Source organism: Pseudomonas sp. UYEF17 (assembly GCF_040546125.1).
Lineage (GTDB): Bacteria > Pseudomonadota > Gammaproteobacteria > Pseudomonadales > Pseudomonadaceae > Aquipseudomonas > Aquipseudomonas putida_Z.
Genome location: NZ_JBEPNE010000008.1, coordinates 100706 through 113936 on the forward strand (window position 1 = coordinate 100706; position 13231 = coordinate 113936).

General features: G+C 64.7%; 15 protein-coding genes. 9 read left to right on the plus strand and 6 right to left on the minus strand.

The window, feature by feature from the left end:
- Positions 1-78 precede the first annotated feature (78 nt).
- A complete protein-coding gene (gene argC / locus ABIB24_RS14795) occupies positions 79-1020 on the minus strand; it encodes an N-acetyl-gamma-glutamyl-phosphate reductase (RefSeq protein WP_013973018.1) in 942 nt (313 codons plus the stop codon).
- A 108-nt stretch (positions 1021-1128) separates the two neighbouring features.
- On the opposite strand from argC, the gene ABIB24_RS14800 reads away from it, so the two are divergent.
- Complete coding sequence (locus tag ABIB24_RS14800) at positions 1129-2010, plus strand: LysR family transcriptional regulator (RefSeq protein WP_025338802.1); 882 nt, start codon at positions 1129-1131, stop codon at positions 2008-2010.
- Between the two features lie 116 nt (positions 2011-2126).
- Here the strand turns inward: ABIB24_RS14800 and ABIB24_RS14805 are convergent, their stop codons facing one another.
- Positions 2127-2333, minus strand: coding sequence for a tautomerase family protein (locus tag ABIB24_RS14805; protein WP_025338803.1), 207 nt, complete (start codon positions 2331-2333; stop codon positions 2127-2129).
- A 16-nt stretch (positions 2334-2349) separates the two neighbouring features.
- Positions 2350-3084: an SDR family NAD(P)-dependent oxidoreductase gene (locus ABIB24_RS14810; protein ID WP_137163700.1), complete on the minus strand. Its 735-nt coding sequence runs from the start codon at positions 3082-3084 to the stop codon at positions 2350-2352.
- Positions 3085-3208: 124 nt separating this feature from the next.
- On the opposite strand from ABIB24_RS14810, the gene ABIB24_RS14815 reads away from it, so the two are divergent.
- Positions 3209-4117, plus strand: a complete 909-nt coding sequence (locus ABIB24_RS14815; protein ID WP_003259239.1) for a LysR family transcriptional regulator — start codon at positions 3209-3211, stop codon at positions 4115-4117.
- A gap of 106 nt (positions 4118-4223) precedes the next feature.
- Positions 4224-4496, plus strand: coding sequence for a PA2433 domain-containing protein (locus ABIB24_RS14820; protein WP_025338805.1), 273 nt, complete (start codon positions 4224-4226; stop codon positions 4494-4496).
- A gap of 120 nt (positions 4497-4616) precedes the next feature.
- On the opposite strand, the gene ABIB24_RS14825 is transcribed toward ABIB24_RS14820, so the two are convergent.
- Complete coding sequence (locus ABIB24_RS14825; RefSeq protein ID WP_085692793.1) at positions 4617-5267, minus strand: TIGR04211 family SH3 domain-containing protein; 651 nt, start codon at positions 5265-5267, stop codon at positions 4617-4619.
- Between the two features lie 271 nt (positions 5268-5538).
- Here ABIB24_RS14825 and ABIB24_RS14830 point away from each other — a divergent pair, with 271 nt between their 5' ends.
- Both ABIB24_RS14830 and dddP read left to right on the plus strand, forming a co-directional pair.
- On the plus strand, positions 5539-6018 hold the full coding sequence (locus ABIB24_RS14830) for a VOC family protein (protein WP_354316785.1): 480 nt from the start codon (positions 5539-5541) through the stop codon (positions 6016-6018).
- 260 nt (positions 6019-6278) lie between these two features.
- Positions 6279-7625 (plus strand): dimethylsulfonioproprionate lyase DddP, encoded by a 1347-nt coding sequence (dddP, locus tag ABIB24_RS14835; protein WP_354316787.1) that lies wholly within the window; start codon positions 6279-6281, stop codon positions 7623-7625.
- Between the two features lie 168 nt (positions 7626-7793).
- Here dddP and ABIB24_RS14840 read toward each other — a convergent pair whose 3' ends face one another.
- Positions 7794-9542, minus strand: a complete 1749-nt coding sequence (locus tag ABIB24_RS14840; RefSeq protein ID WP_274120714.1) for a BCCT family transporter — start codon at positions 9540-9542, stop codon at positions 7794-7796.
- A gap of 315 nt (positions 9543-9857) precedes the next feature.
- Here ABIB24_RS14840 and ABIB24_RS14845 point away from each other — a divergent pair, with 315 nt between their 5' ends.
- The 4 genes from ABIB24_RS14845 to ABIB24_RS14860 all read left to right on the plus strand — a co-directional run bounded on the left by ABIB24_RS14845 (position 9858) and on the right by ABIB24_RS14860 (position 12031).
- Positions 9858-10175, plus strand: coding sequence for a hypothetical protein (locus ABIB24_RS14845; RefSeq protein WP_137163704.1), 318 nt, complete (start codon positions 9858-9860; stop codon positions 10173-10175).
- 8 nt (positions 10176-10183) lie between these two features.
- Complete coding sequence (locus tag ABIB24_RS14850; RefSeq protein WP_012271937.1) at positions 10184-10384, plus strand: DUF1289 domain-containing protein; 201 nt, start codon at positions 10184-10186, stop codon at positions 10382-10384.
- Positions 10385-10434: 50 nt separating this feature from the next.
- Complete coding sequence (locus tag ABIB24_RS14855) at positions 10435-11076, plus strand: LysE family translocator (protein ID WP_025338811.1); 642 nt, start codon at positions 10435-10437, stop codon at positions 11074-11076.
- A gap of 166 nt (positions 11077-11242) precedes the next feature.
- Positions 11243-12031, plus strand: a complete 789-nt coding sequence (locus ABIB24_RS14860; protein ID WP_075044978.1) for a substrate-binding periplasmic protein — start codon at positions 11243-11245, stop codon at positions 12029-12031.
- Positions 12032-12163: 132 nt separating this feature from the next.
- On the opposite strand, the gene ABIB24_RS14865 is transcribed toward ABIB24_RS14860, so the two are convergent.
- A complete protein-coding gene (locus tag ABIB24_RS14865; protein ID WP_085665658.1) occupies positions 12164-13183 on the minus strand; it encodes an XdhC family protein in 1020 nt (339 codons plus the stop codon).
- Positions 13184-13231: the final 48 nt, after the last annotated feature.

The following is a 13231-nucleotide window of genomic DNA, read 5'->3' on the forward strand; positions in this document are numbered from 1 at the left end:
GGGGGGCAGGCTCCGGCGGGTAGATGGACGGCCCGCGCCATGCGGGCGCGGGCTGTACAGTCTAACCGGTTTTGCCGATCAGCCTTGTACCTGCAATGCACCGAGCATCAGGTCGAGGTTTTGCACCGCCGCACCGGAGGCACCTTTGCCCAGGTTGTCGAACACTGCGGTCAGCAGCACCTGGCCATGCTCAGGGTTGGCGTAAAGCGCCAGGCGCAGGTCGTTGCTGTCGTTCAACGCCTCGGGGTCGAGGTTTGGCGCTGCGCCGTGCTGGTGCAGGGGCATCAGCTGGACGTGGCGGGCACCCTGGTAGTGCTGCTGCAGGCAGGCCTGCAGCTGTTCGGCACTGACCTGGCCGGGCAGCAGGCGCAACTGCAGCGGGATGCTCAGCACGATGCCTTGGCGGTAGGCACCGTAGCCGGGCATGAACATCGGCCGCGCCGACAGCCCGGCGTGCTGCTGGATTTCCGGCACGTGCTTGTGCGCCAGTTCCAGGCCGTACAGTTGCAGGGCCGGGGTTTTGCCGGCGGCGGGCTGTTCATGCCGTTCGACTGCGGCGCGGCCACCACCGGAATAGCCGGAGATGGCGTGGATGTTCAGCGGGTAATCCGCTGGCAGCAGGCCGGCCTTGACCAGTGGGCGCAACAGGGCGATGGCGCCGGTGGGGTAGCAGCCGGGGTTGCTGACGCGCTTGCTGTGCGCGATGCGCTCGGCTTGCTGCTCGTCGAGCTCCGGCAGGCCATAGACCCAGCCTGGGCTGGTGCGGTGCGCGGAGCTTGCGTCGATCACCCGCACCTGCGGGTTGTGGATCGCCGCCACGGCCTCGCGGGCGGCATCGTCGGGCAGGCACAGCAGGGCGATGTCGGCGCTGTTGATTGCCTCGCGGCGCCGTTGCGGGTCTTTGCGCTCGGCTTCGGGCAGGGTCAGCAGGCGCAGATCGCTGCGGCCTTGCAGGCGGGCATGGATCTGCAGGCCGGTGGTGCCTTGGTCACCGTCGATGAAGACAACAGGGGTGTGCATGGTCGAAGTCCGGTCGGGGAGGGATGGCCTATGCTCGCTTGTGGCTCTGGTAAAGAAAATTTGAATATGATGATCGATATATTCATCTTTTCTGAATGAGTTTGGCCCATGCGCGAAATCAGCCTCGATCGCCTCCGCACCTTGGTGGTCATCTCCGACCTGGGCTCCTTTGCCGAAGCCGCCCGCCAGCTCAACCTGGCACCGCCCACCATCAGCCTGCACGTGGCCGAACTGGAGGCGCGCATCGGCGCCCCGTTGCTTACCCGCACCCGTGGCCAGGTGCGGCCCACGGTCATCGGCGAAACCCTGCTGGCCCGTGCCCGTCGCCTGCTGGCCGACGCCGACCTTGCGCTGGATGAAGTGCGCCGACAGGTCGAGGGCCTGACCGGCCGGGTGCGCCTGGGCGCTTCCACCGGCGCCATCGCCCACCTGCTGCCGCAGGCGCTGGAGCACCTGCGTACGGTGCACCCGGGGATCGATGTGCAGGTACAGGTGCTGACCTCCCAGGCCTCGTTGGCGCGCTTGCGCGAGGGCACGCTGGATATCGGCCTGGTGGCCTTGCCACAGGTGGCCGGCAAAGGGCTTGCGGTTACGCCCTGGCGGCGCGACCCGATCCTGGCCTACGTGCCGGCCGACTGGCAGCCACCGGCCAAGGTCACGCCGGCCTGGCTGGCGCAGCGGGCGTTGATCCTCAACGACAGCAGCACCCAGCTTTCGCGGGTGACCGGCGAGTGGTTCGCGGCAGCGGGGTTGTACCCCGAGCCGCGAATCGAGCTGAACTACAACGATGCGATCAAGAGCCTGGTCGGGGCCGGGTATGGGGCGACGCTGCTGCCGCAGGAGGGGGAGTCGGCCGAGCTGGACCGGCGCATCGCCCGCCGGCCGCTGCGGCCGGGGTTGTGGCGTCAACTGGGCATTGCCTGCCGGGAAGGGCAGGTGGAGCGGGCCACGGGGTATGTGTTGCAGGCGTTGGAGCGGTTGCGCCAGTGAGGGCCCTGGGGCTGCTTTGCAGCCCTTTCGCGACACAAGGCCGCTCCTACAAGGGAACGCGACCTCTTGTAGGAGCGGCCTTGTGTCGCGAAAGGGCCGCACAGCGGCCCCAGGCTTCAACCCCGCTCTCGGGCCCGCAGCGCGGTCACTGTCTCTCCGCCAACCCCCCAGTTATCGGTCGGTACCTCCTCGATCACCACAAAGGTACTGGCCGGCGGCTTGCCCAGCACCTGCTGCAGCATGCGGGTCGTCTGTTCGATCAGCTGGCGCTTGTGCTCAGCGCTCACGCCTTCATCGGTTACGCGAATATGGACATAGGGCATGGTTCTCGCTCCTCTGTCAGTGCCAGGTGCCAGCGGTGCTACCGCCATCCACCGGCAGGATCACGCCGCTGACGAAGCGTGAGTCGGCCAGATACAACACTGCATCCACGACATCCTGTGGCAAGCCGGTGCGGCCACTGGGTGACAGCGCGCCCATGCCTTGTGTGTTGCCGCCATGCAGCGGTGTTTCGATGATCCCCGGCGCCACCGCGTTCACCTGCACGCCGCTGGCTGCCAGTTCCAGCGCCAGGCCTTTCACCGCCTGGTTCAGGCCACCCTTGACCAGTACCGGCAGCAGGGCTGGCACGCGGGTGTCCGGTTGCAAGGCGATGGAGGCGGTGATGGCGATGATCTGCCCATGCCCTTGCCTGGTCATGATCCGCGCCGCTTCCTGGGCCGGGTAGAAGAACCCCTTGAGGTTGGTGCCGACCAGGGCGTCGACATCCGCTTCGCTGTACTCGGCAAATGGCTTGGCAATGAAGATGCCGGCGTTGTTGATCAGCAGGTCGACCCCGCCAAAGGCTTGCTCGGCGCTGGCGAACAGGCGCTGCGCCGTGCCCAGCTCGGCGATGTCGCCAGCCACGCCGATGAAGCGCGATGGGTTGCCGAGGCGGGCGGCGGCTTGCTCAAGGCGGGCCTGGCTGCGGGCGTTGCCGACCACGTTGTCGCCGCGTTCGAGGAAGGCCTCGGCCAGGGCGAAACCCAGGCCGCTCGAGGCCCCGGTAATGATGACGGTGCGTGGCGTGTTCATGTGCATGATCTCCAGTGAAGTGAGCCATGGGCTCGGTGTGAAGCCACTGTAGGTTGCAATCAGCACTTGAAAAATGAGGCGCGGGGCATTTCAATCGATACATCATGTAATCAATCGAGCCGTCATGACCCGCCATTTCGACGATCTGCAACTGGGCAGCCTGGAGCTGTTCTGCCTGGCCGCCGACAGCGGCAGCTTCACTGCCGCGGCCACGGAGGCCGGCGTTACGCCGGCGGCGGTCAGCCGCAGCGTGGCGCGCCTGGAAGAGCGCCTGGGTGTGCGCCTGTTCGTCCGCACCACCCGGCAGATGCGCCTGTCCGCAGCCGGCCAGGCCTATTACCAGCAATGTCGGCAGGCACTGGGGCAGCTGGTCGAGGCCGAGCGCCAGGTCACGGGCGGGCAGGTCGAGCCGAGCGGCCGCCTGCGTATCAGTGCACCCACGCCCTATGCTCATCACCGGCTATTGCCGCTGCTGCCGCGGTTTCGCCAGCGTTACCCAAAGGTGCAGGTGGATGTGCATGTCAGCAACCGCAACGTCGACTTTGCCGAGGAACCGTTCGACCTGGCCATTCGTGGTCGCGAGCCGGCCGATTCGCGGCTGGTGGCGCGTCGCCTGGAAGATGCCGAACTGGTGGTGGTGGCCACGCCGGGCTACCTGGCCCGTGCCGGCACGCCACGAACACCACACGACTTGCTGCAACATGAGTGCATCCAGTTCGAACTGCCCAGCAGTGGCCGCCGCCCGCCGTGGAGCTTCCTTCAGGATGGCCAGCAGGTGGAGATCGAAACCCAGGGTGGGTTCACCTGCCTGGGCGACTTCCTCGCCACCGCCACGCTGGTGCGTCATGGCGGCGGGCTGATGCAGGCTTATCGCTTTACCGTGCAGGACGCACTGGCCAGTGGCGAACTGGTGGAAGTGCTCGCCGAGTTTGGCGGCACTTCGCGGCCGTTCATGCTGATCTACCCCCAGGCCCGGCACATGCCGCTGCGGGTGCGGGTGTTCATCGATTTCCTGTTTGCCGAGGGGGCATAGCCCCCGGGCCGAGCCGAGGCGCTGGGGCGTATGGCCGACTATGCTGTTTGCTGCGTCGAGCCAATGTCATCTCGACGACCCTTCAGGTTTTCCAGGAGAACGCTCCATGAAATCCACGAAATGCATACCCTTGCTGGTGATTGCCTCGGTCCTCAGTTTTGCCGCACACGCAGACCCGGCGAGCAACTGTGCGGCCAAGATCAAGGAACTTGAGGATTTCGACAAGGCCAGTGGCCAGGCAATGCATGGCGGCATGGCCCATGACTTCAAAGTCCACCTGCAAAATGCCAAGGATGCTCAGAGCAAGGGTGATATGAAGCAGTGTCAGGCCTCGGCCGACCAGGCCAAGACTATCTACAACAAGGCACGTAGCAGATAAGCGCTTCCTGGCCCTTTCGCGGGTAAACCCGCTCCCACAGCATCTCCAACAGACTCAAGGCCAGCGCGGTACCTGTGGGAGCGGGTTTACCCGCGAAGAGGCCAGTGCAGGAAAGCCCAGTCAGAACCAGCGATCGTTCTTCCTGCGCCCACGGGTCAGCGCCGGCAGGATCAGCCCCGCCAGCAAGCCCGCGCCGGCAATGCTGCCGCCATACACCATGTAGCGCATCATCACCTGCTTGTTCTCGTCCCCCAGGCGGGCCTGGGTATCGCGCAGTTGCGACTGGCTCTGGTCTAGCTGTTCATTCAGGGCCTTGTTGCGCGCCTCCAGTTCGTCGATCAGCTTCTTGCGTGAATCCAGGGTTTCCTGCATGCCCTGCACGCGGCTCTTCCAGCTGTCGTCGATGTTCTTCAACTGCCCGGTCAGGTCCGCGACCTGGGCATCGAGCTGCGGCAGGCGCTCGCTCTGGCCTGGCACTGACTGCAGGTCGTTGCTGAGAATCCACACCACATCGCCGTTCTGCCCGCGCACCTGGCTGTAGTTGCCCTGGCTGCCGATCAGGGTCAGCTTCTGCCCGGACTTGAGCGTACCGACAATGCGGTGGCCATCGGTGGGGCCGCTGCGCACATAGGTGCTCAGGCTGTCGCTGACCCAGCGTGCGTCGCTGGCAGGCTCTTCGGCGTGCACCGGTGCGGCAAGGGCCACCAGGGTGGCGATCAGGCCGCCGCGCAGGGCAGTGAGGGCGGAAGCAGTTGGGCGGGAATCGGGCATGTTGGGTCTTCGCTGAAACAGGACAAAAGTAGGCCCGGTGACTGGGCCGATGAACCGGTCGGTGAGTTGACCGTCAGCGAAAGACCGTTTTTTTGTAGGCGGGTTCACTACCTGACGTCGGAAATGTCTGCAGGATGTTGCAGGACCCGGCTTGGCTTTGCTGCATTGCCAATGAGGCAAATGTCGTGGAGTACCCCTTGTCGATCCTGTGAGTTCACCCTGCTTGCCGGGGCTAGACTCATGGGCTCACATTCGCTCATGGAGCAAGGCCATGACTGCCAGGAACACCATCTGCCTCTGGTACGACAATGATGCCGAGGAGGCAGCAAACTTCTACGCCAGCGTCTTCCCCGACAGCAAGGTAATCGCGCTGCACAAGGCGCCGAGTGACTACCCGTCGGGCAAGGAGGGCGACGTGATCACGGTCGAATTCACCGTCATGGGCATTCCCTGCGTGGGGCTCAATGGAGGCAAGGCCTTCACGCACTGCGAGGCGTTTTCATTTCAGGTCAGCACCGAGGATCAGGCCGAGACCGACCGCTTTTGGGATGCCATTGTCGGCAATGGCGGCGAGGCCAGCGTCTGCGGCTGGTGCAAGGACAAATGGGGGATTTCGTGGCAGATCACCCCGCGCATCCTCATCGAAGCCATCGGGCACCCCGACCGGGCGGCGGCCAAGCGGGCGTTCGAGGCCATGATGCAGATGGGCAAGATCGATGTGGCCAAGATAGAGGCGGCGTTGAAGGGATGATTACGGCAGTGAAGGCATCTTGATCGGGGGCTGATCGGGGTGGGCGTGCTTGACCATGAGTTTTTGTAATCAATAAGCCCTAGAAAATGTCGATGTATCGGCTCGCAGCCCCGCCCTAGACTCGGGTAGCAATTGGGGGCTCCGCTGTTCATTCAAAGGGACTGATCGAACGAGCAGGCGCATCAACGCACGATGGAGCGTACGTCAACCCCGATGCATCGCTGTTTTCCAGACAACAAGAACCAGGAAATCCGCACGCCATGATGACATCGCCGTTCTCGATCCCCGCCAATGCCCGCCGTATCGACCCGTCGCGCCAGCGCGCCGCTGCGCTCAAGGCCGACGGTTCGGTCGATGACAACGACCGCACCGAAATCGGCCCTACGCCGCTGGCCTTTGCCGAGTGGGCTGCCCTCGGCCTGCAGGCGCCGCACCTGCCAACCATGCGCGAGTACCGCCTGCAGCGTATTCGCGAGCAGCTGGTGGCCCGCGACCTGGGTGGCATCCTGCTGTTCGACCCACTGAACATCCGCTATGCCACCGACACCACCAACATGCAGCTGTGGACCACCCACAATCCCGCGCGTGCCTGTTTCGTCGCCGCCAGCGGCCATGTGGTGCTGTGGGATTTCCATGGCTGCGATCACCTGTCCGCGCATTTGCCGCTGGTCAGCGAACTGCGCAGTGGCGCTTCGTTCTTCTATTTCGAAACCGGTGACCGCACCGAGGAGCACGCCCGGCGCTTCTGCGCCCAGGTCGACGAACTGCTGCGCACCCATGTCGGCAACAACCGCCGCCTGGCCGTGGACCGCATCGAAGTCGCCGGCCTGCGCGCCCTCGATGCGCTCGGCGTACAGGTGCACAATGGCCAGGAAGTGATCGAATTCGCCCGGCTGATCAAAGGCCCCGACGAAATCCTCGCCATGCGCTGCGCCGTGGCTTCCTGCGAAGCCTCGGTGGCCGAAATGCGCCAGGCCATGCGTGCCGGGGCCACCGAGAACGATGTGTGGGCGGCGCTGCACAGCGGCAATATCCGCCGCGGCGGCGAATGGATCGAAACCCGCATCCTCAGCTCTGGCCCGCGTACCAACCCCTGGTTCCAGGAGTCCGGCCCGCGGGTGCTCGGTGATGGTGACCTGTTGTCGTTCGACACCGACCTGATTGGTGTATATGGCTTCTGCGTGGACATGTCGCGCAGCTGGATCTGCGGTGGCCTGGAGCCCACGGCAGAGCAGAAGCGCCTGTACCGCATTGCCCATGAGCACATCCATGTCAACGCCGAAATGGTCAAGCCTGGCGTGCGCTTCACCGAACTTACCCGCAACGGCCACCGCTTGCCCGAGAGCTGCCGCGCGCAGCGTTACGGCGTGATGTTCCATGGGGTGGGGCTATGCGATGAGTACCCGAGCATTCGTTACCCGGAAGACCTCGAGTCCTATGGCTACGAAGGCGAACTGCAGCCGGGCATGGCCTTGTGCGTGGAGGCCTATGTGGGCGAAGTGGGTGGGCATGACGGGATCAAGCTGGAAAACCAGTTGCTGGTGACCGAGGACGGGTATGAGCTGTTGACCCATTACCCGTTCGAGGAAAGCTTCCTGCGCGATTGATTGGGCACCTGAAACCTGCGCCGTACCTGTGTAGGAGCGGCTTTAGCCGCGAACACCGGCAAAGCCGGTGCCATCCACCGCGCCGCCTGCTTCGCGGGTAAACCCGCTCCCACAAGGTACGGCGCAGGCTCCGGCTCACGCGGTCCCTGTGGGAGCAGGCTTGCCCGATCAGTTGCCGGTCACCTCGGCCTCTGCCGACGCCGGCTTGGCCGAAGTCTTCTTCTCCTGCACCACGATGTAGAACTCTTCGCCATGCTTCACCGCGCCATACAGCACGGCCTTCTCGATCAGTTCGTTGCCGCGCAGGTGGCGCAGCATCATCGGGTCCTTGCGCAGGTCGCGGTACAGCGCCAGGCACAGCAGCACCATCACCACCACGAACGGCAGGGCCACGACGATGGTCAGGTTCTGCAGGCCGGTCAGCGCCTCGCCGGGGTCGCGCGGGTCGCCGATTGCCAGCATGATCGCCGCCACCGTACCGGTCAGCGCACCCCAGAAGATCACCGTACGTCGCGATGGCGTGGTGGTGCCGTGTTCCGACAGCGTGCCCATCACCAGCGAGGCCGCATCGGCACCGGAGACGAAGAAGATACCCACCAGAACCATCACCAGCACCGATGTCGCCGAGGCCAGCGGGTAGCTGTCCAGCAACTGGTACAGCGCGTGGTTGCTGTTGACCGCACCATTGGCCAGCTGGAAGGCGCCTTCGCGCAGGGCGTCGATACTCGCGCCGCCAAAGATGGTGAACCACACCAGGCTGACCAGGCTCGGTACCAGCAGCACCCCGGTAACGAACTGGCGGATGGTGCGGCCGCGGCTGATGCGGGCGATGAACATGCCCACGAACGGCGTCCAGGAAATCCACCAGGCCCAGTAGAACACGGTCCAGCCGGCCAGCCAGCTGTTCATCTGCTCACCGCCGCTGGCGTTGGTGCGGGCCATCATTTCCGGCAGCATCTTGACGTAGATGCCGATCGAGGTTGGCAGCAGGTTGAGCATCAGCAGGGTCGGGCCGACCATGAACACGAACAGCGCCAGCACCAGCGCCAGCACCATGTTGGTGTTGGACAGCCACTGGATGCCCTTGCCGATGCCCGACACCGCCGAGGTGACGAAGGCGATGGTCAGCAGGGTGATGATCGAGATGTAGAACAGCTTGCCGGGGCTTTCGATCCAGCCGTTGTACTCCAGGCCACCGGCGATCTGCAGCGCGCCCAGGCCCAGCGAGGCCGCCGAGCCGAACAGCGTGGCGAAGATCGCCATCATGTCGATCAGGCGGCCGAGCGGGCCGTTGGCATGCTTGCCGATCAACGGCCGGAAGGCGGCGGAAATCAGCTGCGAGCGGCCGCGACGGAAGGTGCCATAGGCAATCACCAGGCCGACGATGGCGTACATGGCCCAGGGGTGCAGGGTCCAGTGGAACAGCGTGGTGGCCATGGCCACCTGCATCGCTTCGCTGGACTGCCCGGTGGCCGTCCCGGGCGGTGGCGACACATAGTGCGACAGCGGTTCGGCAACGCCGAAGAACATCAGGCCGATGCCCATGCCGGCGCTGAACATCATCGCCACCCACGACACCGTACGGAATTCTGGCTGTTCGCCATCACGGCCCAGCGGGACCCGGCCGTAACGGCTGGCCGCCAGCCACAGCACGAACACCACGAACAGCGTGGAGGTGAGCACGAAGAACCAGCCGAAGTTGAGAATGACCCAGGATTGCGCGCTGGAGGCGCTGCTGGCGAGGCTGGCCTGGTTGAGGAAGCCCCAGAGGACGAAAGCGATTGCCAGGAGGCTGGTGAAACCAAAGACGATCCAGTCGAGCTTGCCCTCGAAACGCCGGTCCTGGCGCGCTTCCGCGGTTTTCGAGGGGTCCGTCACGCCAAGGTCGAGCGTTTCGGTGATGTGTTCCTTTGCCATGAATGATGAGGCCCCTTTCTGGCTTACCTGCAGGTGCAGGCTTGTTGTTGTGTGGGCTACCGAGTTCGATGACTGCCTCGGCGGGGAGATTGCTGGCGGGATTATCCTGCGCACGAAACGGCGGCTCCTGTCCCGATAACGCCCCGGGGCGTCCATTACGCGACCTGCCAAATACTTTTAGTTCTGGGGGCGATGGCCCTTTCTGCTTCGCGTTCTGGTACCCTGATGGGCATTCCCCGGGCCTGCACATCCGAGCACCGTAGACGCGCTGCTGCTTGTGGGCCTGGCCGTACCAGGAAACGGAGATTCGTCCAAATGGCCACTGACCGTGTGAGCCTGATTCATTTCGATAAATTGAGCATGAGCCCTGCCGCTGCCGATCGGTTCCAGAAAGCCCTCGACGCGCTGGAAGCGCTCAAGCTGCAGGACCGTTACGTGTATCTCATCGCTCCTTATCTGGGTGATATCGCTGACGCCTCCGACCCCGAGCAACTGGCCACCGCCCTGGAACAGGGCTTGCGCGTGGTCGACGAGCTGCTGGCCGCCAGGTCGGTCAGCAAGATCAAGGCCGAGGAAGTGCGCCAGGTGTTCCACGGCGCCGCCGAGCGTGCGCGGGCAGAAATGCCCGGCTGAGTGGCGGCATGGCCAAAGACATCGATAACCCTTGCGTCTCGCTGTGCCAGCTCAATAGCGAGTTGTGCGTGAGCTGCGGCCGCACCCGTGACGAAATCCGCAAATGGCGGGGCATGAAACGCCCCGAGAAGATGGCCACCGTGCAGCGGGCGGCAACGCGGATGAAGGCTATCGCCAAGAAGGCGGCCAAGCGGCAGAATGCCGACTGAACCTGCGCACCCAGTGCGCGGCCTTTCCTGATTGTCTGACGAGCCTGAAAATGGATTCTCACTCGCTGTTTGCCTTTACCCTGGTCGCTGCCATCGCGATCGCCAGCCCCGGCCCTGCCACCCTGATGGCCATCAACAACAGCCTGGCCCATGGCCAGCGCAGCGCGATCTGGTCGTCGCTGGGCAATGGTTCGGGCCTGTTCTGCCTTTCTGCTGCAGCCATGCTGGGCTTGGGCGCGCTGCTGGCCAGTTCCGAAATGCTGTTCAACGCCGTGAAGATCCTGGGGGCGGGCTACCTGTTCTACCTGGGGGCGCGGCAATTGCTGAAAAAGAGCCCGATGCTGGCGCAGGGCGCCGCAGAGGGTGTGGCCAAGGTCCGGCCCACGCCGCTGAAGCTCTACAAGTCGGCCTTCCTCACGGCAGTGACCAACCCCAAGGCGACCATGTTCTTCACCGCACTGTTCCCGCAGTTCATCGACCAGGGGGCGGCGCTGCTGCCGCAGTTCCTGATCCTGACCGGGATATTCGTGGCGTTGTCGCTGGTTTCGCTGAGTCTGTATGCCGCGCTGGCGGCGCGGGCCAAGGGCGTGCTGACCCGGCCGTCGCTGTCGCGCTGGGTCAGCCGGGTGGTGGGCACCACCTTCATCGGTTTTGGCGCAGCGATCCTGGCGATGCGCCGGCAGGGGGCCTGAAGTACGAGGGCCGCTCCTTCTGGCCGATAAAAGGCCAACCTGATGGCCATACATGGTCCAGACTGTCTACAGCACGCACAGATGGGTGCTGCAGTCGACCACAGGATGTGGCAGCCTTTGGCCACCGCTCCGGGTCTGCGGATGTCACATGTGCCGAGGGTTGTCGATGATCGAGCGCTGCTTTCGCCACGCCTTGTTGCTGCTGCCGTGCCTGCTGCTGCCGCTGGCGGCGGTAGCGCATGAGGAATGCCGGCGGCTGACTGCCACCGGCAACCCGGAATACCCCCCCTACCTGTGGCGCGACCCGCAGAACCCCGAGCAACTGATCGGTGCCAATGCCGACCTGCTCAAGTACCTGGGCAAGCAGCTGGGGCTGGAAATCGAGGTGGTCTACGGCGGGCCGTGGTCGCGCGCCCAGGAAGAAGTGCGCACGGGCCGGATCGATCTGATGGCCGGGTATTTCCTGACCGAGGCCCGCCGGCAACAGATGGACTTCATTGCCCCGGCATTCCTGCATACCCCAAGTGTTGTCTGGGTGCGCCAGGACAATACCTTTGCCTACCGGCAATGGGCCGACCTGAAGGGGCGCAAAGGTGGCACGCTGGTCAACAACAGCCACGGCCAGCAGTTCGACGACTACGCCAGGACCAACCTCACCCTCGAAGCGGTACCCGGTGCCAGGCAGGCATTCGAGAAGTTGATGCACAAGCGCAGCGATTATGTGGTGTACGAGCAGTATCCCGGCTTGGCGCTGGCGCGCACATTGGGGATTGCCGACACTTTGCAGGTGCTGGAGCCACCGATATCCAGCGAAGGGCTGTACCTGGCGCTGTCGCATGACTCGCCCTGCAACCAGCCGAAGCTGCGTGAGGCGCTGGCGAGGGAGATGGAAAAGATCGTTGCCGGAGCGTTGCCGGAGCAGCTGTTGCAGCAAAACCTGGAGCGTTGGCAATAAATAGCAGCCTGGTATGCGGTCCTTGTAGGAGCGGCCTTGTGTCGCGATGGGGCGCGCAGCGCCCCCTGTTTTCAGCTTCGCCGCAGATATCGCCGGGGCCGCTTCGCGCCCCATCGCGACACAAGGCCGCTCCTACAAGGACCGGGCCAGTTGCTCGGCTTCCTTGGCCCGGGTCACGCTGACTGCGCCGGGCAGGGTGACATCGTTCTTCGCCGCGAGGATCTCGGCCATGACGCTGACGGCAATCTCGGCCGGGGTCTTGCTACCGATATAAATGCCGATAGGGCCGTGCAGGCGCTGCAACGACGCTTCGCTTTCGCCAAAGTGTTCGATCAGCCGCTCGCGGCGCAGCTGGCTGTTGCGCCGTGAGCCGATGGCACCGATGTAGAATGCCGGGCTGTGCAGGGCTTCGAGCAGGGCCAGGTCGTCCAGCTTGGGGTCGTGGCTGACGGCGACGATGGCGCTGCGCAGGTCTGGGGCGAAGGCGCGGACCACGTCGTCCGGCATGCCGGCCAGGTGGTTGACGCCGGCAACGTTCCAGCCTGCCGTGTACTCGGGGCGCGGGTCGCACAGTGAAACGCTGAAGCCATTGAACAGGGCCATGGTCGCCAGGTATTCGGCCAGCGCGCCGGCACCGATCAGCAGCAGGCGGTAGCCGGGGCCAAGGGTGCTGAGCATGTGCTGGCCATCGAAGCTGAACAGTTCGGGCGTGGTGGTGGCGGTGAGGCTGGCCTCGCCGCTGCGCAGGTCGAGCCCACGGCGTACCAGATTGCCGCCGTCGAGGCCGGCGAGCAGTTGCTCCACGTGTGGCAGCGACGGGGCGAATTCCAGCACCAGTTCGAGGGTGCCGCCACAGGGCAGGCCGAAGCGGTGGGCCTCGTCGGCGCTGACGCCATAGCGCACCACCTGGGGAAGGCCGCCGGGCATGCCGGGGCCGCCGTAGGCACTGGTGTAGCGGTGAATGAGGTCGTCCTCGATGCAGCCGCCAGAAACACTGCCAACCACACGGCCGTCACTGCGCAGGGCCATCATCGAGCCCACTGGGCGGGGGGAAGAGCCCCAGGTGCGGGCGACCGTGGCGAGCAGGGTGCGGTGGCCGGCGGCGAGCCAGTCTCGGGTGGTGCGCAGGACCAGCAGGTCGATGCTTTCCATGGGTACTCCGGTAAAGCCTGGTGTTCATGGGTGGCTGTACCGGCCTCT